This window comes from Stenotrophomonas sp. SMYL8, assembly GCF_036320065.1.
In the GTDB taxonomy this organism is placed as follows: domain Bacteria; phylum Pseudomonadota; class Gammaproteobacteria; order Xanthomonadales; family Xanthomonadaceae; genus Stenotrophomonas; species Stenotrophomonas maltophilia_A.
Genome location: NZ_JAWIRR010000008.1, coordinates 129,128 through 154,886 on the forward strand (window position 1 = coordinate 129,128; position 25,759 = coordinate 154,886).

The 25,759-nt window shown below is 66.1% G+C and carries 19 protein-coding genes; 8 read left to right on the forward strand and 11 right to left on the reverse strand.

From position 1 onward, the window contains the following. The first annotated feature begins 86 nt into the window (after positions 1–86). Positions 87–2,066, forward strand: coding sequence for a choline BCCT transporter BetT (gene betT, locus V3B25_RS09370; protein ID WP_088026253.1), 1,980 nt, complete (start codon positions 87–89; stop codon positions 2,064–2,066). A gap of 43 nt (positions 2,067–2,109) precedes the next feature. On the opposite strand, the gene V3B25_RS09375 is transcribed toward betT, so the two are convergent. Then, complete coding sequence (locus V3B25_RS09375) at positions 2,110–4,788, reverse strand: TonB-dependent receptor (protein WP_329810556.1); 2,679 nt, start codon at positions 4,786–4,788, stop codon at positions 2,110–2,112. A 173-nt stretch (positions 4,789–4,961) separates the two neighbouring features. Then, positions 4,962–5,939 carry a zinc-binding dehydrogenase gene (locus V3B25_RS09380; protein WP_329810557.1) on the reverse strand — a complete coding sequence of 326 codons (978 nt, stop codon included), beginning with the start codon at positions 5,937–5,939 and terminating at the stop codon, positions 4,962–4,964. Positions 5,940–6,372: 433 nt separating this feature from the next. Between V3B25_RS09380 and V3B25_RS09385 the strand changes: the two genes are divergently transcribed. The 4 genes from V3B25_RS09385 to V3B25_RS09400 all read left to right on the forward strand — a co-directional run bounded on the left by V3B25_RS09385 (position 6,373) and on the right by V3B25_RS09400 (position 10,715). Continuing rightward, positions 6,373–8,736 carry a ribonucleoside-diphosphate reductase subunit alpha gene (locus V3B25_RS09385; RefSeq protein ID WP_049423058.1) on the forward strand — a complete coding sequence of 788 codons (2,364 nt, stop codon included), beginning with the start codon at positions 6,373–6,375 and terminating at the stop codon, positions 8,734–8,736. Between the two features lie 147 nt (positions 8,737–8,883). Next, a complete protein-coding gene (locus tag V3B25_RS09390) occupies positions 8,884–9,924 on the forward strand; it encodes a ribonucleotide-diphosphate reductase subunit beta (protein ID WP_024957408.1) in 1,041 nt (346 codons plus the stop codon). A gap of 13 nt (positions 9,925–9,937) precedes the next feature. Further along, the gene (locus V3B25_RS09395) at positions 9,938–10,417 is read left to right on the forward strand and encodes a flavodoxin (RefSeq protein WP_329810564.1); all 480 of its coding nucleotides are present in this window, start codon (positions 9,938–9,940) and stop codon (positions 10,415–10,417) included. Further along, the gene (locus V3B25_RS09400) at positions 10,389–10,715 is read left to right on the forward strand and encodes a thioredoxin family protein (protein WP_049461515.1); all 327 of its coding nucleotides are present in this window, start codon (positions 10,389–10,391) and stop codon (positions 10,713–10,715) included. The genes V3B25_RS09395 and V3B25_RS09400 overlap by 29 nt, the downstream gene beginning before the upstream one ends. Before the next feature lie 124 nt (positions 10,716–10,839). On the opposite strand, the gene V3B25_RS09405 is transcribed toward V3B25_RS09400, so the two are convergent. Further along, positions 10,840–12,171 carry an Nramp family divalent metal transporter gene (locus V3B25_RS09405; protein WP_329810558.1) on the reverse strand — a complete coding sequence of 444 codons (1,332 nt, stop codon included), beginning with the start codon at positions 12,169–12,171 and terminating at the stop codon, positions 10,840–10,842. A 116-nt stretch (positions 12,172–12,287) separates the two neighbouring features. Here V3B25_RS09405 and mntR point away from each other — a divergent pair, with 116 nt between their 5' ends. Next, complete coding sequence (gene mntR / locus V3B25_RS09410) at positions 12,288–12,758, forward strand: manganese-binding transcriptional regulator MntR (RefSeq protein ID WP_087922820.1); 471 nt, start codon at positions 12,288–12,290, stop codon at positions 12,756–12,758. A gap of 68 nt (positions 12,759–12,826) precedes the next feature. Here mntR and V3B25_RS09415 read toward each other — a convergent pair whose 3' ends face one another. The 5 genes from V3B25_RS09415 to fabR all read right to left on the reverse strand — a co-directional run bounded on the left by V3B25_RS09415 (position 12,827) and on the right by fabR (position 21,744). Continuing rightward, positions 12,827–13,387, reverse strand: a complete 561-nt coding sequence (locus V3B25_RS09415) for a thioredoxin-like domain-containing protein (protein ID WP_329810559.1) — start codon at positions 13,385–13,387, stop codon at positions 12,827–12,829. After that, entirely contained in the window at positions 13,377–15,536 is a 2,160-nt protein-coding gene (locus V3B25_RS09420; protein ID WP_329810560.1) for a TonB-dependent receptor, read from the reverse strand. The genes V3B25_RS09415 and V3B25_RS09420 overlap by 11 nt, the downstream gene beginning before the upstream one ends. A 259-nt stretch (positions 15,537–15,795) precedes the next feature. Next, positions 15,796–18,162 carry an autotransporter outer membrane beta-barrel domain-containing protein gene (locus V3B25_RS09425; protein ID WP_329810561.1) on the reverse strand — a complete coding sequence of 789 codons (2,367 nt, stop codon included), beginning with the start codon at positions 18,160–18,162 and terminating at the stop codon, positions 15,796–15,798. Positions 18,163–18,345: 183 nt separating this feature from the next. After that, positions 18,346–20,319: an autotransporter outer membrane beta-barrel domain-containing protein gene (locus V3B25_RS09430; protein ID WP_329810562.1), complete on the reverse strand. Its 1,974-nt coding sequence runs from the start codon at positions 20,317–20,319 to the stop codon at positions 18,346–18,348. 768 nt (positions 20,320–21,087) lie between these two features. Further along, positions 21,088–21,744 carry an HTH-type transcriptional repressor FabR gene (gene fabR / locus V3B25_RS09435; RefSeq protein WP_005409961.1) on the reverse strand — a complete coding sequence of 219 codons (657 nt, stop codon included), beginning with the start codon at positions 21,742–21,744 and terminating at the stop codon, positions 21,088–21,090. A gap of 92 nt (positions 21,745–21,836) precedes the next feature. Here fabR and V3B25_RS09440 point away from each other — a divergent pair, with 92 nt between their 5' ends. Next, positions 21,837–22,907, forward strand: a complete 1,071-nt coding sequence (locus tag V3B25_RS09440) for a ferredoxin reductase (RefSeq protein ID WP_201116435.1) — start codon at positions 21,837–21,839, stop codon at positions 22,905–22,907. A gap of 11 nt (positions 22,908–22,918) precedes the next feature. Further along, positions 22,919–24,067, forward strand: coding sequence for an acyl-CoA desaturase (locus tag V3B25_RS09445; protein ID WP_088026244.1), 1,149 nt, complete (start codon positions 22,919–22,921; stop codon positions 24,065–24,067). A 5-nt stretch (positions 24,068–24,072) separates the two neighbouring features. Here the strand turns inward: V3B25_RS09445 and V3B25_RS09450 are convergent, their stop codons facing one another. The 3 genes from V3B25_RS09450 to V3B25_RS09460 are packed head-to-tail and all read right to left on the reverse strand — an operon-like array spanning position 24,073 to position 25,609. Beyond that, positions 24,073–24,408: a tetratricopeptide repeat protein gene (locus V3B25_RS09450; protein WP_008267331.1), complete on the reverse strand. Its 336-nt coding sequence runs from the start codon at positions 24,406–24,408 to the stop codon at positions 24,073–24,075. After that, positions 24,408–24,983 (reverse strand): flavin reductase family protein, encoded by a 576-nt coding sequence (locus V3B25_RS09455; RefSeq protein ID WP_033833194.1) that lies wholly within the window; start codon positions 24,981–24,983, stop codon positions 24,408–24,410. The genes V3B25_RS09450 and V3B25_RS09455 overlap by 1 nt, the downstream gene beginning before the upstream one ends. Beyond that, positions 24,980–25,609: a superoxide dismutase gene (locus V3B25_RS09460; protein WP_201116433.1), complete on the reverse strand. Its 630-nt coding sequence runs from the start codon at positions 25,607–25,609 to the stop codon at positions 24,980–24,982. Before V3B25_RS09460 ends, V3B25_RS09455 begins: the two co-directional genes overlap by 4 nt. Positions 25,610–25,759 lie beyond the last annotated feature (150 nt).

Genomic DNA, 25,759 nt, shown 5'->3' on the forward strand with positions numbered 1-25,759 from the left:
GCAGGCCGCAACTTCATGCTCTGTCCACTGCGGTTCAGCCAGAATCGGTCGGCTAACCCTTTGATCTACCGGAGAACGCCGCCCCCATGGAAGCATTGGAGCCGCAACAATCCCCGGTGCGCACCCTTCGGCCTGTGTTCGCCTTCGCGGCGATCGTTGTCGTGGCGTTCGCGCTGTTCGTCAGCCTGTTCCCGCTCGGTGCGGGCCGCCTTCTGGTCAAGGCGCAGGACTGGGCCGCCCTCAATGTCGGCTGGTACTACCTGCTGGCGATGACCCTGTACCTGGTGTTCGTGGTCGGCGTGGCGCTGTCCAAGTACGGTGGCATCAAGCTTGGTGCCGACCATGACGAGCCGGAGTTCAGCTATCTCTCCTGGGCCGGCATGCTGTTCGCCGCAGGCATCAGCATTACGCTGTTCTTCTTCTGCGTCTCCGAACCGCTGACCCATTACCTGCAGCCGCCGCAGGGCGACCCGGCTGCGGGCGAGGCCGGGGCGCGCCAGGCCATGCAGCTGCTGTTCCTGCACTGGGGCCTGCATGGCTGGGGGGTGTTCGCGCTGGCGGCGATGGCGATGGCCTACTTCGCCTACCGCCACAACCTGCCACTGGCCCTGCGCTCCGCGCTGTACCCGCTGATCGGCAAGCGCATCAATGGGCCGATTGGCTACACCGTGGACGCGCTGGGCATTGTCGCCACCGTGTTCGGCATCGGCGCCGACATGGGCTTCGGCGTGCTGCACCTCAACGCCGGCTTGTCGCATCTGTTCAACATCCCGCACTCCAACCTGGTGCAGATCATCCTGGTGGTCAGCATGATGGGCGCGGCGGTGGCCGTGGCCGTCTCCGGGGTGGAGAAGGGCGTGCGCTGGATGGCCAACATCAACATGCTGCTGGCGATCGCACTGGTGCTGTTCATGCTGTGCGCCGGCCCCACCCAGTATCTGCTCAGCACGCTGATGCAGAACCTGGGCGACTACCTCGGCAGCGTGGTCGGCAAGAGTTTCGACGTGTACGCCTATGGCGGCCGACCGGAATGGCTGGGCGGCTGGACGGTGTTCTACTGGGCCTGGTGGATCGGCTGGGCGCCGTTCGTCGGCCTGTTCATCGCGCGCATCTCGCGTGGCCGCACCATCCGCGAGTTCGTGTTCGGCGTGCTGCTGATCCCGCTCGGCTTCACCCTGGCGTGGCTGTCGATCTTCGGCAACAGCGCGCTGGACCAGGTGCTGCACCATGGCCAGCAGCAACTGGCGCAACTGGCGGTAGATGATCCACCCACCGTGCTGTATGCCCTGCTGGATGGGTATCCGTGGAGCAAGGCGGTGATCGCGGTGACGGTGTTCGTCAGTTTCATTTTCTTCGTGACATCGGCTGACTCCGGCGCGGTGGTGCTGTCCACGTTGTCCTCGCATGGCGGGGCGCCGGAGGATGATGGTCCGCGTTGGCTGCGCGTGTTCTGGGGCACGGTGATCGCGGTGCTGACCGCCGGGTTGCTGCTGGCCGGCAGCATCGATGCGCTGAAATCGGCGGTGGTGCTGGCGTCGCTGCCGTTCTCGGCGGTGTTGTTGCTGATGATGTGGGGCCTGACCCGCGCCTTCAGTGACGAATCGCACCGCAAGCGCGCGCTGCAGTACCGTCCCTCGCCGCTGATCGGTGACGACCGCCACCACCAGGGCTGGCGCCAGCGCCTGAGCCAGGCCATGCACTTCCCGGTGCGCGACCAGGTCTACCGCTTCATGGACGACACCGTGAAGCCAGCGATGGAGGCGGTGGCCGAGCAGCTGCGCGGGCAGGGCTGGGATGTGGCCACGCGCTTCGAGGCCGGCGACATGGAGTTGACGGTGAACCACGGCGAGCAGCAGGACTTCCTGTACCGGGTGATCCTGAGTGGCTACCTGACGCCGTCGTTCGCCGCACAGCAGCTGCGCAACCAGCGCTACTACCGCGCCGAAGTGCACCTGTTCGAAGGCAGCCAGGACTACGACCTGGTCGGCTACAGCCGCAAGCAGATCATCAACGACATCATCAGCCAGTACGAACGGCACCTGCAGTTCCTGCACCTGAGCCGCTGATTCGGTGGGTGCGGACCGTTGGTCCGCACACCCCTTTGCCCCATCAGAACCGGTAGCGTGCCCCCAGCGAGACGAACTGCCCGCGCAGGTTGTACTGGCTGATGTCGAAACCGTTGGAGCCACCGGCCGGGTCGAACGGCGGGTCCTTGTCGGTCAGGTTAAGCACCGACAGCGACAGCGTGGTGTTGGGAATACCTTCGTAGGCCACGTAAAGATCCAGCTGGTGATACGGCTTGATGCGGTCACGCAGCCCCGGGTTGCTGGTGACCGTCGCCACACGCTGGTCGTAGCCACTCACGTACTGCAGGCTCAGCGTGCTGCTCCAGTCGCCCACCGCCCAGTTCAACGACGTGGTGCCGCGGGTGCGCGGCAGTGCGCCGTGGCGGTTGTTGCCGGCCCCGTCATAGGGCGCCTGGCCGGCCACCAGCGGCTGCTTGAAGCTGAGCAGGTGGGTCCAGCTGCCGGCGACGGTGAAGTTGCCCCAACCGTCGGTGCGGAAGGTACGGCTGGCGTCCAGGTCCAGCCCCGAGGTGGTCAGTTCGCCCTGGTTGGCGTACTGGTTGGTGATGAACTGGATGCGTCCGTTCTCGCGTTGTACGCGGCCCGGGAACAGGGTCGGGTTGTCGACGATGAACTGCGCACTGTCCGGCTTGACCAGGTTGTCCTGTTCGATGCGGTACCAGTCCAGGCCGATGCTGGTATCGCCATCCGGCGACCACACCGCACCCACGTTGAAGTTACGCGAGCGCTCGGCCTTCAGGTCCGGGTTGCCGGTGCGGATGTTGGTCACGCCGCGGCTGCCACCCGGTTGCAGTGGGTCGAACGGATCGATCACCGAGCCGTAGCTGACGGTCTGGCCCGGCGCGATCTCCGGCAGCGACGGCGCACGGAAGCCACGCGAGAACGAGCCGCGCAGCAGCAGGCTGTCCAGCGGCTGCCAGCGCAATGCCACCTTCGGCGAGAACGCCTTGCCGAAGTCATCGTAGCGGTCGCCGCGACCGGCCAGCTGCAGTTCCAGCGTGCGGTGCAGCGGCACGCTCAGTTCGGCGTAGGCGGCACTGACCTGGCGCTCACCGTTGACCACGTTGATGGCCGGGCGCAGCTCGGTACCCGACAGCACCTGCGCGCTGGTGCGCGCATCCAGTGATTCCTTGCGGAACTCGGCGCCCCAGGCGAAGCCGACCGCACCGGCCGGCAGCTCCCACAGCGTGGTCGACGCCTTTACGTTCAACGAGTGCAGCTTGTACCAGCCGGGGCGTTTGGTCTGCAGGCGCAGTGCATCCAGCGCCCCCGGCGTGCTGGACGGGTTGAGTAAGTTGTAGCTGCCATCGCGCAGGATCTGCTCGAAGGCGTAGCGGTTGACGAAGTTGTCGACGTACTCGCGCTGTGCACTCTGCGAGGTCAGCGCTGCCACTTCCCAGTCCCAGCGCTCGCCACTGCCACGCACCCCGGCCAGGGCACGGTAGAACACCTGGGTGTTGTCCTTCAGGCGCGGGCCGAGATCGAAGAAGGTGTACTCGAACGGCAGCGGCGTGCTGCCCGGGTTGTTCGGGTGGCCGACCGGCAGCACCGCCGGCACATCGATCAGGGTGCCGGTGGCCGGGTTGTAGGCGCGCAGGCCGGGGCCGACGGTCAACGGCGCGCTGAAGATCTGGTCGGCCTTGTTGTGGCTGTACAGCACATCGGCAAACGCTTCGACGCTGTCATTGAAGCGGTAGGTCGCACTCAGCGACGCCTGCAGGCGCTCGGCGCCGGGCTGCAGGGTCTTGAACGGCTGCGCATTGAAGGCGCAGGCCTGGCCGGGCAGGGTGCTGCCGAAGTCGCTGTACGGGCGCAGCTGGCTGCCGTCGGGGCAGTTGCCGAACGGCTGCGGGGCACGTGGGTTGCTCAGCCAGTTGCCACCGGCGGTGGACCACCCGGCCAGGCGACCGCCCGGCTTGTCGCGGAAATCGCCGCTGCGGGTATAGGCACGGTCATCGCCATCGAGGCGGTCGCGCTTGAGCAGGTCCAACCCGAACAGCACGTTCCAGCCCTGCTGTTCCAGATCACCGAAGCCGGCCAGCAGGCTGGCCTTGCGCTCATCGAGGCCGCCCTGGGTGGCGGTACCGAAGCCGCCGCCCACTTCCACACCCTGGAAGTTCCTGCGCAGGATGATGTTGATGACGCCGGCGATGGCATCGGAACCGTACACCGCCGAGGCACCATCCTTCAGCACTTCGATGCGCTCGACCGCACTGATCGGCAGCGCATTGAGGTCAACGAAGGTGTCCTGGGTGTTGAGCGCGAAGCCGAAGTTGGACACCCGATAGCCGTTGACCAGCACCAGCGTGTTCTTCGGCGACAGGCCGCGCAGGCCGATCGAGGCCGAGCCGGCGGCGAAGCTGCCGGTGTACTGTTCGTCGAAACTGTTGCCGGCATTGGCCGACAGGTTGCGCAGCACGTCGGTGAGGGTGGAGCGGCCGGTCTGCTCGATCTGTTCGCGGCTGACGATCTGCACCGGGTTGGGCCCGGCGGTATCGCTGCGCTTGATGTTGGAGCCGGTCACCAGCACGGTGCCGAGGGTGGTGCTGTCCTTGCCGGTGTCGGCGGTTTCAGCGGCGCCGGCAGCGCCGGCGGAGAGGCCCAGCGCGATCGCGCCGGCAAGCAGGTTCAGGGTGGTGCGGTACATGGAAGCGACAACGCCAAACGGGGGAGGAGCCGTCAGTACCGCACGCAGGTACATGCGCCTTCCAATGACGAAAGCGCATTCAGTTATACATCACAGGTTCTTAACGAAAGTCTGTGGCCTCGGTGGGGCGGTCTGTGCTTCGGTGGGTGCGGACCGTTGGTCCGCACTCCTGCTGCGTGTCGGATCCCTTTCCAACGGAAAGGGATCCGACCCCGGTTGTCCGGCCATCACGGCCGCAGCAGCACCTTGCCGTTGCGGCCCGAACCCGCACCGGCCTTTGCCGCCTGGGCGATGTCGTCCAGTGCGAAGATCTGCTCCACCGGCAGGGTCAGTTCGCCGCTCGCCGCGCGCTTCAGCAGTTCGCCAACCAGCCGGCGCTTGTCCTCCACCGCCATCGCCTGGCTGACCTTGCTGCCCCAGAAGCCCTTCACCGTGGCTTCCTTGTAGATCAGGCCGCCGGCGGGAATGCGCATCGGCTCGCCGCTCATTACACCGAACGACACCAGCGTGCCGTGGTGGCCAAGCAGGTCGACCAGATCGCCGCTGGCGTCGCCGCCAATGGAATCCACCGCGGCCGCGGCCTGCGCTTCGCCGGTCGCCTCACGCACGCGATCCTTCCAGCCGTCCACCGAGGTGTCGAACACATGATCGATGCCCAATGCCTGCAACTGTGCGACCGCATCGGCATTGCGCACTAGGTTGGCCACATGCACGCCACGCGCCCGCGCCAGCATCGCCAGCGATTTGCCCACCGCGCCGTTGGCGGTGTTCTGCACGATCCACTGGCCCGCCTCGACGTGCAGGAACTCCAGCAGCATCAGCGCGCTCAGCGGCATCGCGATCAGCTGTGCGGCCATTTCGTCGGGGATCGCCTCCGGCATCGGAATCACCATGCGTGCAGGTGCGATGAAGGCCTCAGCCCAGGTGCCGTGCACCGAGGCGGCGGCAACCCGCTCGCCGATCTGCAGGCCGTCGACGCCGTCGCCGAGTGCATCGATCACGCCCAGTGCTTCACTACCACCGATCGCCGGCAGCGTCGGCTTGTAGCCGTAGAGGCCACGCACGGTCAGCAGGTCGTGGTTGTGGATCGAGGCCAGCACGGTGCGGATGCGCACTTCGCCGGGGCCGGGCTCGGGCAGGGCGGCATCGGCAATGGCAAGGACGTCGGCCGGGTCGCCGAAGGAGGGGTACTGGGCAGCGCGCATGGGCGGTGTTCCGGGGAAAGTTGATGTTGTACCGAACTGGGGACGCAGGCGTTGTCGACAAGGCGGCGCAGGTGCAACACGGCATCCTGCGACTGATCGTCGCGACATGTGCTGATTACCGCATCTTGTGTTGACGGGTTGGAATATCCCCACTATGTTGTGTCCGTCACTCCCGGTCAGCCGCCGCCGCCGGACATGCAGCAAACGTCCCGCGGCCCGCCCCTGAAGGCTTGCCGTGTCGACGCGGCCGCCATCGAGCGGACCCAGATCGCCCCCACGGCCCGGATACCGGCCGCAGGCGCAGGCTGTTGCCGACGATCTGGTGTTCCCGCGCTTTGGCATCCCACCCCGACCGCCCCGTGCGCCGGTATCGCGTGCAGGGCCGCCACGGCATCGACCGCCAACGCGCGTGCGAGCCTGGAGTTTCACCACCATGACCGACAGTACCTTCCGCGTGGCCGATCTGGCCGGCGCTGGCGACGCCTTGCGCGCCGGTGGCGAGCGCGTGCCGACCTGGATCACCAAGGAGGCCGGCAACCGTCGCCTGCCGTTCGAGGCCGAGCGCCTGCAGCGCAGCATCGACGCCGTGCATGCCGAGTTCCCGCAGCTGGATGTGAGCGACTACCGCCGTGTAGTGCAGTCGATGGTCGAACGCAAACCGAGCATCAGCGCCGATGACCTGGTCGATCTGCTGATCCGCGAGGCCGAATCGCGCGTGGACCTGGTCGCGCCGGAGTGGGAACAGTTTGCCGCGCGCATCTACCTGCGTCGCCTGTACAAGCGCGCCAGCCGCAACCGCTTCTACGACGTCGGCCTGAAGTACGGCTCCTACGTGGGCCTGCAGGAAAGCCTGGCCGATCGCGGCATCTACAGCAACGACATCCTGCGCTGCTACTCGAAGGAAGAATTGCAGCAGGCCGGCGAGATGATCGATCCGGAACGCGATCGCCTGTTCGCGTACAACGGCCTGTACCTGCTGGCCACGCGCTACCTGGCCAGCGACCGCAGCCGTGAGGTCTACGAACTGCCGCAGGAGCGCTGGCTGACCATCGCGCTGTACCTGATGCAGGAGGAAAAGCCGCGCGAGCGGCGCATGCAGCTGGTCGGAGAGGCGTACTGGGCGCTGTCCAACCTGTACATGACGGTGGCCACACCGACCCTGGCCAATGCGGGCAAGGTGGGCGGGCAGTTGTCGAGCTGCTTCATCGACACGGTGGACGACAGCCTGCAGGGCATCTATGACTCCAACACCGATATCGCCCGCGTGTCCAAGCACGGCGGTGGTGTTGGAGCCTATCTGGGCTATGTGCGCAGCAGCGGCGCGCCGATCCGTGGCGTGGCCAATTCCTCCGGTGGCGTGGTGCCGTGGATCAAGCAGCTCAACAACACTGCGGTGTCGGTTGATCAGCTCGGCCAGCGCAAGGGCGCGGTGGCGGTGTACCTGGACATCTGGCACCGCGATATCGAAGCCTTCATGGACCTGCGCCTCAACAACGGCGACCAGCGCCTGCGCGCGCACGATGTGTTCACCTCGGTCTGCGTGCCCGACCTGTTCATGGAAGCGGTCGAGCGTCGCGCCGACTGGTACCTGTTCGACCCGCACGAGGTGAAGCAGGCCAAGGGCTGGTACCTGCAGGACTTCTACGACGAGAAGCGTGGTTCGGGCAGCTTCCGTGACCGCTACGCCGAGCTGGTGGCCGATGAGCGCATCAGCCGCCGCACGGTGAAGGCCATCGATCTGTTCAAGCGGATCATGCTCAGCCAGCTGGAGACCGGCAACCCGTTCCTGTTCTACCGCGACGAGGTCAACCGCCGGAACCCGAACAAGCACGCGGGCATGATCTATTCCAGCAACCTGTGCACCGAGATCCTGCAGAACATGAGCCCGACGCGGATGATCCAGGAGATCGTCAGCGGCGACCAGATCGTCACCACACGCCGGGCCGGTGACTTCGTGGTCTGCAACCTGTCCTCGATCAACCTCGGTCGGGCGATCAGTGCGCCGGATGACCTGTTGGCCACCGATGTGCTGGAACGCCTGATCCCGATCCAGGTGCGCATGCTCGACAACGTGATCGACCTCAATGCGCTGCCGGTGCCGCAGGCCACCATCACCAACCGCAAATACCGCGCCATCGGCCTGGGCACCTTCGGCTGGCACCATCTGCTGGCGCAGCAGGCGATCCAATGGGAATCGCCGGATGCCGAAGAGCTGGCCGACCGCCTCTACGAGCGCATCAACTTCCTGACCATCCAGGCCAGCGCGCAGCTGGCGAAGGAGAAAGGCAGCTACCCGATGTTCGCCGGCAGCGACTGGCACAACGGCCGCTACTTCAGTGACCGCGACTACAGCGGCGCGGCCTGGGACAGCCTGGCCCGCGAGGTCGCAACGCACGGCCTGCGCAACGGCTGGCTGCTGGCGGTGGCGCCGAACATGAGCACCGCGCAGATTGCCGGTTCCACCGCCTCCATCGACCCGATCTACAGCGCGTTCTACTACGAGGAAAAGAAGGATTTCCGGCGTCCGGTGGCTGCACCGGGCCTGTCGCTGGAGACCTGGCCGTACTACGAGAAGGGTGCCTACAAGGTCGACCAGTTCGCCAGCGTGCGCCAGAACGCACGCCGCCAGCGCCACGTCGACCAGTCGATCAGCTTCAACCTGTACGTGCCAAGCACCATCCGCGCCAGCACGCTGCTGGAGCTGCATCTGAGCGCCTGGCGCGAGGGCCTGAAGACCACCTACTACGTGCGCTCCAACGACATCGACATCAGCGAATGCGAGTGGTGCTCCAGCTGACCGCCGGCGACCCACGGTAGTGCCGGCCGCTGGCCGGCAACCCCGCGACCCACGGTAGTGCCGGCCGCTGGCCGGCAACCCCGCGATCTACGGTAGTGCCGGCCGCTGGCCGGCAACACGATAGAAAGAGAACGAAGGCAGAAACCCATGGCAACCCCCCTCGACCGCATCAAGATCCTCGAACCGCGCCATCCCAACCGCAGCACCGGCATCATCAACGGTCGCACCAGCGGCATCCTCAACTGGAACGACATCCCGTACCCGTCGTTCTATCGGGCCTACAAGGAGCTGTCGACCAACTTCTGGATTCCTGACGAGGTCGACATGAAGCTCGATGCCCGCCAGTACGGCGAGCTCAATGCGCGCGAAAAGAACGCCTACGACTCCATCATCGGCCTGCTGGCCACGCTCGACTCACCGCAGACCCGCTTCATCTACAACGTGGCCGAGTACATCACCGATCCCGCCGCGCATGCCAATGCAGCGATCATCGGCCAGCAGGAAGTGATCCACAACGAGAGCTACAGCTACGTGCTGGCCTCGATCACCGACCTGCCGAACCAGAACCGCATCTTCGAGATCGCCCGCACCCACCCGACCATCATCAAGCGCAACGCACCGATCATGGGCGCGTATGACGACTTCATGCGCGAGAAGACCGCCGAGACCCTGCTGAAGTCGCTGATCCAGTCCTCGATCCTGGAAGGCATCAACTTCTATTCCGGGTTTGCCTACTTCTACAACATGGTGCGGCAGAACCGCATGAACGGCACCGGCAAGATCATCAGCTTCATCAACCGCGACGAGCTGGCGCATACCAAGTTCATCAGCGAGTTGATCCGCGCCATCATCGGTGAGAACCCTGAGCTGCAGACCAACGAGCTGACCGCCTACGTGCACCAATCATTCGAACACGCGATCGAGCTGGAGACGCAGTGGTCGTCGGAGGTGCTGGACGGTATCGACGGCATCGACGTGGACGAGATGGTGCGCTACGTGAAGTACCGCGCCAACAAGATGGCCGGCATGCTCGGCATCGAGCGCCTGTACAGCGACACCACCGACAACGTGATGCCGTGGATCAAGGCCTACGCCGACAACTTCACCGAAACCAAGACCGACTTCTTCGAGATGCGCAATGCAAGTTACAAGAAGACCAACGTCGACAACGGCTTCGACGACCTCTGAGCCCAGCGAAGCGCTGAGCATCCTGCTGGTGGTGGCCTCGTTGAGTGGCAACACCCGCGAGCTCGGCCGGCAGATTGCCGAGCGTTGCCGCGCAGCGGGCCATGCGGTGCACTGGCAGGAGGCCGACGACCCGCGCCAGGCGCCGCCTCTGGCCGCCGATGAGGCCGACCTGGTGCTGCTGGGCTGCTGGACCGACAACGCCGGCCGCACGCCGGCGGAGATGAAGGCGTGGGTGGCCGGTACTACGGAGCGCGGCGAGCGGCCACGGCAGCTGGCGGTGTTCGGTACCGGCGAAACGCAGTGGGGGCAGGAGTACTACTGCGGCGCCGTGCACCGGCTGATCCGCTACTTCCGCAGCGACTACCCGCCGCTGGAGATCGAACAGATGCCGCATGGCGTTCGCCATGCCGCGGCCATCGAGGCCTGGACCGACGCGGTCCTGGCCCATTACTGGAGCAACACCGATGCAGATCATCGACGCCACCACGCCTGAGCAGTTCCAGCAGCTGCTGGCCGAACATCCGAGGGTGCTGGTGGATTTCCACAAGGACCAGTGCCCAGGGTGCCGGATGCTGGAGATGTCGCTGCACCGCGTGGCGACCAGCAGTGCAGGGCAGGGCATCACCCTGCTGCGCGTGCAGCTGGAAGTGCTGGGTGAAGCGTTCTTCAGGGGACTGGGGTTGCGGCAGACGCCGACGCTGTCCCTGTTCCGTGACGGCGACGAACGCACCCGCCTGGCCGGGTTCCAGTCGCCGCAGCAGATTGAGGCCGCCATTGCGCTGTATCTGTAGAGTCGAGCGATGCTCGACTGCTGTTCGCGCGGTGATGGAATGAGTCGAGCATGGCTCGACTCTACAAAGGCATCCACGCATGGCGTGGATCTACTTGGGGCAGGACCGAGCCCGGCGTTTGGCATTACCCGCCGCTGAAGGTATCCACCAGCAGCTTCACGTTCAACGCCACGATCACCAGTGCGATCACCCAGGCGATGCTGCCCAGCCAGCGCGGGGCCACCAGCGCGCCCATCGTCACTTTGTCGGTCACGATCCGCACCAGCGGGATGATCGCGAACGGCAGCTGCATCGACAGCACCACCTGGCTCAGCACCAGCAGCTTTACCGCGCCCTGGTCGCCGAACAGCATGATCACCACCACCACCGGAATGATCGCCAGCGCCCGCGTGATCAGCCGCCGCAGCCACGGCGGCAGACGCAGGTGCAGGAAGCCTTCCATCACGATCTGCCCGGCCAGCGTGGCGGTCACCGTCGAGTTCAGGCCCGAGGCCAGCAGCGCAATCGCAAACAGTGTCGCCGCCGCGCCTACGCCGAGCATGGGCGCCAGCAGCTGGTGCGCCTGCTCGATGTCTTCCACATCAAATCGGCCATTGGCATGGAACACCGCCGCCGCCAGGATCAGGATGCTGGCGTTGATGAACAGTGCCAGGGTCAGTGCAAGGGTGCTGTCGGTCACTGCCCAGCGCAGCGCGCTGCGTCGGCCTTCATCGGTGCGCGGGTAGGCACGGGTCTGCACGATGGACGAGTGCAGATAGAGATTGTGCGGCATCACCGTGGCACCAATGATGCCGATGGCGATGTACAGCGCGTGCGGATCAGTTACCACCTGCGCGCGCGGAATGAAACCGCCCAGCACTTCCATCACCGGCGGTGCGGCCAGCGCAATCTGCACCATGAAGCAGGCGAAGATCACCATCAGCAATGCGATCACGAAGGCTTCCAGCGCACGGAAACCGCGGTTCATCAGCAGCAGCACCAGCAGCGTGTCCAGGGCGGTGATCACCGCGCCCCACAGCAACGGCAGGTCGAACAGCAGCTTCAGCGCGATCGCGGTTCCGATCACCTCGGCCAGGTCGCAGGCGATGATCGCCGCCTCGCACAGCGCCCATAACGCCAGGTTCACCGGCTTCGGGTAACGCGCGCGGCAGGCCTGCGCCAGGTCCATGCCGGTGGCGATGCCGAGCCGCGCCGACAGCGCCTGCAGGATCACTGCCATCAGGTTGGAGATGAGAATGACCGACAGCAGCAGGTAACCGAAGCGCGAACCGCCGGCAAGGTCGGTGGCCCAGTTGCCCGGGTCCATGTAGCCGACCGAGATCATGTAGCCCGGGCCGAGGAAGGCCAGCAGGCGGAACCACCAATGGCCCTTGTCGGGCACCGCCACCGAGGCGTTGAGCGCACCCAGGCTGGCCGGGGTGGAGGCCGAGGGGTCGCGGGATGCCAGGGTGTTCATGGCTCCGAATATAGCTCCTGCTATAGTCATTAGCAATGTGAAACAATCGTCTTTATCGCGTTACTGGTCCAGAATTCAGGTTCAACACCGGAACAACCGGAAGGACAGGCGCAGGCGTGGGCAAGACCGACGATTCGACATCGCTGAAAAGCACCCCCTTGATCGAGGCCGAGCGCCAGGTCGAGAGCTTCCGGCAAGTGCGCGAGGCGCACCGGATGGAGCTGGTGGAGGACTATGTCGAGCTGATCTCGGACCTGCTGGCCGACGGAGGCGAGGCCCGCCAGGTCGACATCGCCACCCGGCTGGGCGTAGCCCAGCCCACCGTGGCGAAGATGCTGCGGCGGCTGGCCCGTGATGGCTGGGTGGTGCAGCGGCCGTATCGCGGCGTGTTCCTGACCCCGGAAGGCGAGGCGCTGGCGCATGCCAGCCGCCAGCGGCATCAGACCGTGGAGCGCTTCCTGCTGGCGCTGGGGGTGGACCCGGATACCGCACGGCGCGATGCCGAAGGTATAGAGCACCATGTAAGCGAGCAGACGCTGGCGCTGTTCGAGGCGTTCGTGCGCAAGGCCGAGGGCGAGGCGTCGTAACGGTAGCGCCGGGCCATGCCCGGCGGCCGTAAGGCTGCGTCACGCATTTCGCCGGGCATGGCCCGGCGCTACCGCGATTGGATGCCGGCGTTGGGGCAACTGGCCTGCAGCTGCGCACACGCCCGTCTCGTCCATTCCTTCAACACGGGCTGCAGGCCTTCGTAACGCCGGCCTTGCCAGCCATTGGCAAGTACATTCCCGTCTGCATCGATCAGCACCAGATTCGGCGGTGCCAGCCCGGCCAATGCCTGCAGTGCCGGCATGCGCGCGGCACGGCGCGGGTCCAGCACCGGCCACGGCATCTCCTGCGCGTGCATGTAGCGGCGCAGCGCGGCCTCGCTCTCATCCAGGCTGACGTACACCACTTCGGTATCGGCGCCGGCCTCGCGCAATGCGTCACGCACGCTGCGCAGTGTGGGTACGAAGGCATGGCAGGGCGCGCACCAGTCGGCGCCGAAGTACAACGCCACCAGCTTCGGTGGCGATGACCATTGCATCGGCCGCAGCGAGCGCTGATCCGGCCGCATCAGCGAGGCCGAGACCTGCGCGTGCAGGTCCGCAGCCATCGCTGGTGCGGCCAGCAGCACGGCACAGGCCAGCAACAACGCTCGTAGTGACTTAGAACGCATAGCGCAGGTTGACGTACCACGAGCGCGCGAAGCGCGGCCCATAGACATAGTCGCTGTCACGCAACGCACCCACCTCCAGATCCTTCTGGCGCTGGTCGAATACGTTCTTGACGCCGGCGGCTACCGACACTTCCTGCTGCGCCTGCGCGCCCAGGTGGCGGTGCCAGCGCGCACCCAGATCGGTCACCAGGAATGAACGCGTGCGGTGCAGTTCGCCCAGCCGGTTGTTCAGCACCGACATCGGGCCGGTGTGGCGCAGCGCGACGAAGGTCTCCCACGGCTCGGCCGGCATCCAGCTGAGCTGGGCCAGGCCGGTCCAGCGCGGCGTCTTCAGGTAGTCGCGGCTTTCGATGACGGTGTCGCCGCCGTCGCCGGTGTCGTCGAAGATGCGCTGCGGTTCGCGGAACCGCGAGCGGTACCACGAGGCACCTGCGGTCAGGCGCCACTGCGGCGACGGCTGCCAGCCGAGGTTGGTTTCCGCGCCCAGCACGTTCGAGCCGGAAGCGTTGTAGCGCAGCTGACTGAGCTGTCCGTCATCGCCGCGCTGGATCTCGCCCAGTGCGAAGGTGTCGCGGATGCGCGCATACGAGGCGGTGGCATCCCAGCTCCACACCGGATTGGCCGGGTCAGATCGCCAGTCGAAGCCGAACAGGGTGGTCAACGCGCGCTCTTCCTTCAGGCCGTCGGTGTTGCGCACGCGCACCTGTTCGCCACCCAGCGTATCGACATGCACATCCTCGACGAAGATCTCTGGGGCACGGAAGCCGGTGGCAATGCCGGCGCGCCACTTCAGGTTGGGCGTGGCCTGCCAGGCCAGCGCGATGCGCGGCGAGAACACCGCGCTGTCCAGCTCCGAGCTCTTGTCCACGCGCGCACCCAGCACCAGGTCGACGTTGTCGCGCAGGCTCCACTCGTCCTGGATGAAGGCGCCCAGGTTGTGGAAGGTAGCGTCCTCCAGCACTGCCAGCCGCTGCCCGTCACCGGTGCGGTTGTCGTCGCGCAGCGCCTCGTGCTTGTACTGCACGCCGAAGGCCAGCGCGTGCGCCCCCAACCGCCAGTTCAACTGGCTGTCGATGTAGTGCAGCGGGTTGTGGGTGCGGCCGTACTGGCGCCACGACCGCGAGGCCGCGCTGCCGGCCACGTTCGGGTCCAGCTGCGACGGGTCATAGCCAGGCGCAGACGGATCGGTGACCACATCGCCCAGGCCGCCATAGAAGCTGTCACGGTCGATGTCGGCGAAGGCATAGGCCAGGCGGAAATCAACGTCGGCATTGATCTCCTGATCCCACGACACGCTGCCGCGCCGGTACTTCGTATCCAGCGATTCGGCGATGTTGGCCAGGTATTCTGGCTGGTCCAGGCGGTTGCCGCCGCGGCGGGTTTCATCGGTCACTTGCAGGTCCAGGCGCAGCCGTGTGCCCGGTGTGGGCGCATACCAGGCCTGCAGTCCGCCGACCTTGAGGTTCTTGCGGGTGATCTCGGTGTAGCCGTCACCGTTGTAGTCGATGCCGCTGTTCCAGTTGCGCTGGGCAATCACCGACAGCCCGGCGTCGGCATCCTTGGCCACCAGGTCGAGGCGCACGTCGGCATTCTTCTGCGGCGTGCCTTTCAGCACATCCACGCCGGCCTGCACATGGCCACCGCTGCGCGCCGGCAGTGGCGGGATCAGGTTGATCACACCGGCCACCGCGCCCGGGCCGTACAGCGCCGAGCCACCGCCCTTGACCACTTCGATGCGGTCGACGAACCCGGCCGGGATCTGTTCCAGGCCGTACACGCTGCCCAATGTGGACAGCAACGGGATGCCATCGAACAACAGCTGGTTGTAGGCGCCGGGCAGGCCCAGCAGCTGTACCTCGCTGGTGTTGCAGTTCTGGCAGTTGCTTTCCACGCGCAGGCCATTGATCAGTTCGGCGGCACGCGAGAAGTCGGTGGCCGCGCGCAGCGCGATGTCTTCCTGGCGCAGCACTTCGGTGCGGATCGGGACATCGGACAGCAGGCGTTCGCTGCGGGTGGCAGTGCTGACCTTGACCTGCACGCGGTCCAGCTCGGTCGGCTTGGGTGTGGCTGCCAGCACGGGCAACGGCAGGGTCAGGGCGATGGCGGCAGCCAGAGGCAGCCGGCGGGAAAGGGGTCTGGAAACGGGCATGAGGGCGTCGTCCTTGGGAGAGGAAAGGCGGCGAGGGCGACCTGGCTGACGCATATGAAAGCAGATGGTTATAGATATAGCAACGGCTATATAAATAAGTCCGTGCAATCACGAAGCCGAAAGCAGGATCAGAACATCGCGGACGACGGTGTTATAACATTACAATTAGGCGGCAGAACCCTGCCGGATGTCATGCCCGGCAGGGTGCGATCGAAATCGAGGAACGCCGCCCCGGTCTGGCCCCGGGGCGGCGAGGGGATTACCAGGCGGCGCGCAGGCCCACCTGGGCACCGTGGTTGCGATAGCCGCTGTCGCCACGCTGCACACGCAGGTCACCCCATGCGCTCCAGCGCTGGCCCAGTTGCAGCTGGGCACCGGCCTGCACTTCGTAGCGGTTCTCCGGCGTCTTCGCGCTCAGCGACTCACTGTTGAAGCGCATGGCCTCATCGCGCTCGCCACGCAGCCAGTTCGCCGCCAGGAACGGCTGCACGCGGTTGCCCTGCAGCGTGCCCTGGCCAAACAGGCGTACGCCGAGGCGGCTGTTGAGGCCGCCGCCGCGGCCATCCTCGACCGTGGTGCCATTGCTTTCGACCAGGCTGTCGCCGTCGTAGTCGGTCCAGGTCAGCTGCGCCTGCGGCTGCAGGTACAGCGTGCTGGCCTCACTACTGCGAATGGCCCAGGCATATCCGGCTTCCAGCGATGCGCTGCGGGTCCTGGAGTCGTAGGTCTCGCGGGCGATGCCTTCGCCCTGCACCTCGTTGTCGAAGCGCGCCGCCTGCAGCCAGCCGTCCACATACAGGCCGGCACTGCTCTGTGCATCCTGCACCCAGCCCAGGTAGACACCGGCCGACTTGCCCTTGACCTTGCCGCGCGTGCCATAGCCGCTCAGCATCGACACCGCCTGCGTGGTCGCCTCGCCGGTGCCGAGCATCAGGCCGACCTGGCCACGGCCATCGCCCCAGCGCCAGACATCGCTGCCCAGCTGCAGGGTGTTGATGTGGGTACGGGCGTCAACCTGGCCGGCCACGTTCGCCTGCAGCTGGTCACGCCCGGCGCGCACCCAGGTGCCGATGCGGGCGCGGTCGAAGCCGGGCTCGCCGCGGTCATGGCGGCGCAGCTGGAACATCTGCACGGCCGCGGCCTGGTTGGCCAGGTACGCGCCCGGCTCCGGACGCAGCACGGGGACCGGATCGACGGGATTGACCGGGTCCACCGGATCCACCGGATCGACCGGGTCAACAGGATCGACCGGATCCACCGGCGCACACTCCGGCAGCGCCGGATTGATGTCGCACGGATTGCCGGTGTAGGCCGAGGTCAGGTACCAGTTGCCATTGGCTGCGCCCGGCGAGCCTTTGTGCAGGAAGTACTCGTGCATGCCGCCGATGGCACGGCCCTGCAGAGTGAACCTGCCATTGCTGGCACCATCCACCTGCACCAGCGGAATGCCGTTGACGGTCTGTGCACCAGCGCCGGCAATGTTGTTGACGGTGACCTGGGTGGTGCCACTGGTATCACCGGTCACGTGCATGCGCGAGCTTGCTGCGTCGTCGCCGGCCAGCACCGTGTTGAAGTGCAGGGTGCCGCCATTGCCGGCGTAGTTGCCGTTGACGGTCAGCTGCGGATAGGCCGCCGTACCCGCAGCACCGAGGAAGATATTGCTGCCTGCCCCCAAGGTGAGGTTGCCGGTGTTGCTGTCGCCGGACAGCGTCCAGCGGCCGCCCTGGTCGACGATGACGTCGGCCGGGCCGAGTATGCGGCCGGTGAGGTCGAGGCCGTCAAGGAAGCGCAGCGTGCCGCTGGCGGTATCGGCAATGGTGAAGTTCCCGGCCAGCGTGGAAGTTCGGCCGGTAAAGTCGAACAGGGCAGCTGCATTGGCCTGCAGAAGGTTGCCGTTGCCACCCTTCAGCGTGGCGCCGTTCTGCACAATGAAGCGGTTGACCTGCGGAGCTGAGCCCTGGGTATTCGCGCTGAGCGCTGCGCCAGCGGTTCCTTCCACCGAAGAGCCATCGACAAGTACGTACCACCCATCTGGGCCCATGGCGGGCTGGCCGCCGGCGTTGAGTCGGCTGTCGATGCCATCCTGCGCGCCGACGACAGAAGAGCCGCTGCGTAGTTCCAGAATGCCCGCCAGCATCAGGACGCCGTGCACATCGCCAGCAAAGGCCGTCGATGAGGCACGGATGGTTCCGCCACCCGAAATGCGCGAAGCCGTAAAAGGACTTTCGACGCGGCTGTTTGAAATGGCGATGACTGTGCGCGCCGATGTCGGGTTGGACAGAAATGCACTGGTGTTCAGGCCGGCCAGCGTGCTGCCTCGGATGTCGCCGACGGAATCCATCAACGAGACCAGGCCGGCGGATGCGTTGCTGAGGGTGAGTGTCGAATTCTGCGAATTTACTGAGCCTACTCGAGTACCGTCGACGTTCAGCTGCGAATTGCCACGGAGCGTGAAGTCCTGCCCGACCCAGACATGGCCCGGAACGACCGTAGCGGACGCGCCGTTGTTCAGATCAACGGCCGCGGCCTCCATGGAGGGCACGAGAATCAGCCCGGCGAGTGCAAGTGCCAGCCGTGATCGGACAAGCGTGGAAGGAAACTTCGGCGTGAACTGCATCATGCGCATGGGTGTTTCTCCTTGAAGCTTATTGGGGTGGACCCGCATCCGCAGGACCGGAGGCGGCACTGTGCGGATCGGGTCTTGCCTGGGCCATGCAATTAATCTGAAACGCGGGGCGCGTTATGGGAGGGGCGGAGCAGAATCCAGTCTCTGAATCTGCTCCTTGCAGGGCATTCCGTAGGGGGGCGCCTACCAGGCGGCGCGCAGGCCCACCTGGGCGCCGTGGTTGCGATAGCCGCTGTCGCCACGCTGCACACGCAGGTCGCCCCATGCGCTCCAGCGCTGCCCCAGCTGCAGCTGGGCACCGGCCTGCACTTCGTAGCGGTTCTCCGGCGTCTTCGCGCTCAACGACTCACTGTTGAAACGCATGGCCTCATCGCGCTGGCCACGCAGCCAGTTCGCCGCCAGGAACGGCTGCACGCGGTTGCCCTGCAGCGTGCCCTGGCCAAACAGGCGTACGCCGAGGCGGCTGTTGAGGCCGCCGCCGCGGCCATCCTCGACCGTGGTGCCATTGTTTTCGACCAGGCTGTCACCGTCGTAGTCGGTCCAGGTCAGCTGCGCCTGCGGCTGCAGGTACAGCGTGCTGGCCTCACTGCTGCGGATGGCCCAGGCGTAACCGGCTTCCAGCGATGCGCTGCGGGTCCTGGAGTCGTAGGTCTCGCGGGTGATGCCTTCGCCCTGCACCTCGTTGTCGAAGCGTGCTGCCTGCAGCCAGCCGTCCACATACAGGCCGGCACTGCTCTGTGCATCCTGCACCCAGCCCAGGTAGACACCGGCCGACTTGCCCTTGACCTTGCCGCGGGTGCCATAACCGCTCAGCGTCGACACCGCCTGCGTGGTCGCCTCGCCGGTGCCCAGCATCACGCCGACCTGGCCACGGCCATCGCCCCAGCGCCAGACATCGCTGCCCAGCTGCAGGGTGTTGATGTGGGTACGGGCATCGACCTGGCCGGCCACGTTCGCCTGCAGCTGGTCACGCCCGGCGCGCACCCAGGTGCCGATGCGGGCGCGGTCGAAGCCGGGCTCGCCGCGGTCGTGGCGGCGCAGCTGGAACATCTGCACGGCCGCGGCCTGGTTGGCCAGGTACGCACCTGGCTCCGGACGCAGTACGGGGACCGGATCGACGGGATTGACCGGATCAATCGGATCGATGGGATCGACCGGGTCCACAGGATCGACCGGATCCACCGGCGCACACTCCGGCAGCGACGGATTGATATCGCATGGATTGCCGGTGTAGGCCGAGGTCAGGTACCAGTTGCCGTTGGTTGCGCCCGGAGTGCCCTTGCGCAGGAAGTATTCGTACATGCCACCGATGGCGCGGCCCTGCATGGCGAAGGTTGCGGTGGAGGTGCCATCGACCTGCACCAGCGGAATGCCGTTGACGGTCTGCGCACCGGCGCCATTGATGTTGTTGACCACGATCCGGGTGCTGCCGCTTGCATCGCCGGTGACGTGCACCTTCGAAGTCGGCGCATCGTCGGCGGCCATCACCGTATTGAAGTGCAGCGTGCCGCCCTGGCCGACATAGTTGCCGTTGACGGTCAGCTGGCGGAACTCACCCGGCCCGAGCAGGATGTCGCTGCCTGCACCCAGAGTGAGATTACCGGTGTTGCTGTCGCCGGACAGCGTCCAGCGACCGCCCTGGTCGACGATGACGTCGGCCGGGCCGAGGATGCGGCCGGTGAGGTCGAGGCCATCGAGCAGGCTGATCTTTGCGGTGGCGGTATTGGCGATGGTGATATCGCCCTTGAGCGTGGAGGTGCGGGCGGTGAAGTCGAGCAGGGCGTTGTCGCGCGCTTCGATCATTACGCCATTGCCGCCGATGAGGCTTGCGCCGTTCTGTGCGGTGATGCGGACGGTTTCGTCACCGCTGCCGCGGGTGACGAGGATCGCGCTCCCGGCGGTTCCGGTGACCGAGGATCCATCGATTGTCAGTCCCCACTCGCTGAAGTTCTCCGCAAATCTCGTATCGCCGTTGTAGTTGACGGAGATGCCGTTGGTATCCCCTTTGACGGACGTCCCGGCGTTGAGATTGACCGTGGCGCCGGTGACGAGAATTCGGCTGTTGAACAGGGTGGCTTCGCTATCGAGGCGACCACCAGCCGATGCGGCGAAAGAGATGCCTCCTGTTCCGGTGACGGTGCTTCGAATCAATGTCACATGAGAGCGCGGAAGCGCAGAAGCACCCACACTTGTGGACAGTGTGATACGGCCGTCAATATTCGAGTCCTGGATGACGGCGTTGCTGTTGACCAGGCTGTTTATGCCTCCGCCGGTGACCGTAGCGTTCTGCAGTGAAACGGAGGCAGGGGCGTTGTTCGCGTAGCGGCCCGTGATCGTGGACGTTCTGGCGTTCTGGACGATCAGCGTTCCACCATTGACGGAGAATGCCTCACCTTCCAGCGCGCTTCCTGACGTGACGGTTACTGTCTGCCCGGGATTGACGGTTGCTGCACCGGTAGAGCCTGCGGCAGTGAAGAGCAATGAGGCGACCACGGCCAGGCCAAGTCGTGAGCGCTCTGGGGGAGTGGACGCAAGCATTGGCGTGAACTGCATCATGCGCATGGGTGTTTCTCCTTGAAGCCTATTGGGGGGACCTGCATCCGCAGGACCGGAGGCGGCACTGTGCGGATCGGGTCTTGCCTGGGCCATGCAATTAATCTGAAACGACTGCAGCGGCACTTGCCGGATTCAAACCCCGTTCAATAATTCACCAAACTAAATGGAGCGCGTGGTCTGAATAATTCAGCGTGCGTGAGAGCGCAGTGAATGGCGCGTGCAGGATGCTCAAGCTGCGCATCTGCAATCTAAATCCGTGACAGCGGCCACAGTTCATCGGCGCCGTGGCGCTGCGTGTCGGGGGGGCATGGAGTCGGGGACGGCTCAGAGCCCTTTCCTCTGGAAAGGGAGCCGACTCAGGGGCCTCGATCAGCCGCGGCGGAACGCGGCGGGGGTACGGGCGCCGACGATGATCATGCGGATCATCGTGGAGATCTGTTCAACCAGCTCCGGATCCTTCTCCGGTGGCAGGTCCATGGCGGTGGCACCCATCGCGAACACCAGCCGGGTGATGGCCTTGGCCACCAGTTCCGGGGCATGCAGTACGGCGCCATCCAGTGCGGCCAGGCGCACCAGGTCGTGCTGCAGCTCTTCCTCGAAATAATGCAGCTCGCGTTCGACCGCATGCTTGAAGTCGTCCGAGCCGACCGCGCCCTCGCGCAGCAGCACGTGCAGTAGCTTGTCGTCGGCGCGCAGCTGTTCCATGAAGGTCTCCACCGAGACCCGCACCACGCTGGTGGCGGTGGAGGTGGCGCGCTGCCGGGCCTCGCCGATGATGGTGCGCAGCGAGCGGCCGGCCGCATCGATCAGCGCCACGGCCAGTTCGTCCATGTCGCGGAATTGCCGGTAGAAGCTGTTCGGCGCGATGCCAGCCTCACGCGCCACTTCGCGCAGGCTGAGCGTGGACAGGCTGCGGTGCGGCCCGATCAGTTTCAGGGCGGCTGCCAGCAGATCCTCACGGCTCACCGTACGGCGGGCCGGGCTGTTGGCATCTTCGGGCGTCGACAAGGCGGTGGCGGCGGCCATGGGGGTTCCGGTGGGGCGAGGCTGAATCATACCCAATCCGGTTCAATATACACATGTATACACAGGTGTATGTGCGCCCGTATAGTGCGCCCATGAGCGCTGTCGTCCGTCCGTCCCTGTTCTCTCCGTACCGCTGGGTCTCGCCGTCGCTGTTCGATTTCTGGGCGGGCCAGCTCAATCCCCTGTGGACCCTGCGCGAGCCGGTGGCCCGCCTGGTCCGGCGCGAGCCGGCCGGCGAGGGCGCGGCGACCCTGGTCCTGCGCACCAACCGGCACTGGGCCGGCATGCGTGCCGGCCAGCACGTCACCCTCGGCGTCGAGATTGAAGGGCGCCTGTGGCAGCGCAGCTACAGCCCCACCGCACTGGGTCGGCGCGAGCTGGCGATCACCGTCAAGGCGGTCGATGGCGGCCGGGTCAGCCAGCATCTGGTCAATCATGCGCAGCCGGGCGAACTGTTCCGCCTCGATGCCGCCTTCGGCGAATTCCATATGCCGGCTGCGGCGCCGGTGCTGCTGCTGGCAGCCGGCAGTGGCATCACGCCGATGCGCAGCCTGCTGCGCGACACCTGCCAGCGTCCGCTGGCGGCGCCGGTGGACCTGTTCTACTGGGAGCGCACCGCTGCCCATCTGCAGTTCCGTGATGAACTGCAGGCGCTGGCCGCAGCGCATCCGAACCTGCGCGTGCACCTGCTGACCACCCGCGAGGGTGAGGTGCCGGCCGCGCGTATCGATACCCATGATCTGCAGGTGGCCGGCGATGACACGCCGTTGGCGCAGCGCCATGTGCTGGCCTGCGGCCCGGACGGCTTCGTTGCCGCCGCGCGCGAGCGTCTGGCGCACCAGGTGGCCGGCTTCCAGGCCGAAGCGTTCACACCGCCGGCGCCGCTGCGCGATGCCAGCAGCGAAGGTGAGGTGTCGCTGACGCTTGCGCGCAGTGGCCGCCAGCTGAGCGTGCCGCGGGGCCGCTCGCTGCTGGAAAGCCTCGAAGCCCACGGCATCAAGCCCAAACACGGCTGCCGCATGGGTATCTGCAACAGCTGCAGCTGTGACCGCGTCAGTGGCGCCACCCGCCACCTGCGCACCGGCGACCTGCAGTCCGAATCGGCACAGCCGGTGCGGATCTGCGTGAGCGCACCGACCACCGACCTGACCCTGGATCTCTGAGGACGCCTGCCATGACCCGCGCTACCGACCGTGCCCTGAGCACCGCCGAGATGCATGCCTTCGGTGAGGAACTCGACGCGATCCGCGACCGTGTGATCGGCAGCCTCGGCGCCTCCGATACCCGCTACATCCGCCGCGTGGCCGCCGCCGTGCGCTGGTTCGGCGTGGGTGGCCGTGGCCTGCTGTTCCTGGCGGCGTTCTCGCCACTGTTCTGGATGCCGCTGCTGTGGCCGGCCGCGATCACCGGCACGCTGCTGCTGGCGCTGTCGAAGATCCTGGAGAACATGGAGCTGGGCCACAACGTCATGCACGGCCAGTTCGACTGGACCGGCGACCCCAAGCTCAACGGCAACACCTACGAGTGGGACATCGTTGCCACCGCCGACAACTGGCGCAAGACCCACAATTTCCGCCACCACACCTACACCAACGTGCGTGGCATGGACGATGACATCGGCTACGGCCTGCTGCGCATCTTCCCGGAACAGCGCTGGAAGCCGTTCTACCTGCTGCAGCCGATCATCGCGCCGATCTTCGCGCTGCTGTTCCAGTGGGGCGTGGCCGCGCAGGACCTGCGCCTGGGCCGTTGGCTGAAGGGCCGCATCAGTGGCCGTGCGATGTGGATGCAGACCCGCCCGGTGGCGCGAAAGATGCTGCGCCAGGTTCTGAAGGACTACGTGTTCTTCCCGCTGCTGGCCGGCCCGTTCTTCCTCACGGTGATGCTGGGCAATCTGGTGGCCAACGGCCTGCGCAACATCTGGACCTACGTGATCATCTTCTGCGGCCACTTCACCGCCGAATCGGAAACCTTCCCGAAGGAGTGCCTGCGCAATGAGTCGCGCGGCCATTGGTACCTGCGCCAGCTGCGCGGTTCGTCCAACATCAGCGGCGGCTTCCTGATCAACGTGCTGTCGGGCAACCTCAGCCACCAGATCGAGCACCACTTCTACCCGGACCTGCCGGCCAACCGCTATGCGGCCATCGCCAAGGAAGTGAAGGACATCTGCCGCCGTTACGGCCAGCACTACAACAACGGCTCGCTGCCGCGCCAGTTCGGCCAGGTGGTCTGGCGCATCCTGCGCCACGCGTTCCCGAGCAAGCCGCGCCGCCTGCCGATGTCGGACATCATGTCCGCACCGGCATCGGCCAACGCGGGCTGATCGACTCAGCCCGCCTTCGCCAGGGCCGCCTGTTCGCGGTCCAGGCGACGCAGGAATACCTGCATTTCCTTGCGTGCCTGCTGGTCGCCCTTGCTGCCGGCCACGCTCAGCCCGCGTTGCCACGCTTCGCGCGCCGCCTGCGGCTGGCCACTGGCCAGCCAGGCCTTGCCCAGCAGCTTCCACGCCGCCGAATACTGCGGATCAAGGACCACGCAACGGCCCAGATGGGTCGCTGCGCGCACCGGGTTGCCGGCATCCAGCCAGCCCTTGCCCAGGCCGAAGCGCAGCAGCGCGCCGTCCTTGCCGCTGGCGAGCATGCATTCCAGAGCCTCGATGTTCATCAGCGCACCTCCACCAGCAGCTCGGCCGGTCCCGGCTGGAAGCGGCCGCGATGGAACAGCAGTGGCGCGCCGCCGTTCTCGTGCACTTCGATGATGCGGCCGGCCAGCAGCAGGTGATCGCCCACCGGCCACTGCGCATGGCGGGTGCAGGTGAGATGCGCTACCGCACCGGCGATGCGTGGCGGGGCGTCCTCGTCGTCATCCAGCAATGCCAGACCGTCGAAGCGGTTGCGTACCTGCGGATCGGCAAAGCGCCGGGCCAGTGCTTCCTGGTCGGCCGCCAGCACGCTGATCGCAAAGCGGGTGGCGCGCTGGAAGGTGGAAAGACTCTGCGCGTGCAACGCCAGGTTCCACAGCACCAGTGGCGGCTGCAATGACACCGGCACGAACGAATTGATGGTCAGGCCGATGGGCTTGCCCTGCGCATCGCGCGCGCAGACGATGGCCACGCCGGTAGGAAAGTGGCCGAGCAGCCGCCGCAGGGCACGCGGCGGCATCTCGACCGACGGCACCGGGGCCGGGGCGGGGAAGACCCCCGCCCACGGCCCGGCGTACGGCAGTGTCTCGCCGCTCATGAGGCCCGGGCCTGGCGGTAGCGCCGGCCGACCTCGGCCCAGTTGATGATGTTGAAGAACGCACCGATGTAGTCCGGGCGGCGGTTCTGGTAGTGCAGGTAGTAGGCGTGTTCCCAGACGTCCAGTGCGAGGATCGGGGTATTGCCGGACAGGCCGACCGTTGCACCCATCAGCGGGCTGTCCTGGTTGGCGCTGCTTTCGACTTGCAGGCGGCCATCGCGATCGCTGGTCAGCCAGGCCCAGCCACTGCCGAAGCGGGTCTGCGCGGCCTTGGTGAAGGCCTCCTTGAAGGCATCGAAGCCGCCCAGATCGCGGTCGATGGCGGCGGCCAGCTCATCATCGGGCGTGCCGCCGTTGGCGCTGAGCACGGTCCAGAACAGGCTGTGGTTGGCGTGGCCACCGCCGTTGTTGCGGACTGCGCCACGCTGCGCCTCGGGCACTGCATCGAGGTTGGCGATCAGCGCCTCGACCGGCTGCTCGGCGATGCCGGCCTGCTCGATGGCGGCATTGAGGTTGTTGACGTAGGTCTGGTGGTGCTTGCTGTGGTGGATCTCCATCGTGCGCGCATCGAAATGCGGCTCGAGGGCGTCATAGGCATAGGGGAGCGGGGGAAGCGAGTACGACATCGAAGCAATCTCCGTGGGGAAGGCCAAGGGGGCTGGCCGTGGGGAGACTGTTATCGCACCTCAACATTGGTTGAGGTCAAGAGATCAAGAGGTCAAGGCCGAGGCATGGTAGTGCCGGCCGCTGGCCGGCATTCAGCGAAGGTCGGGTTG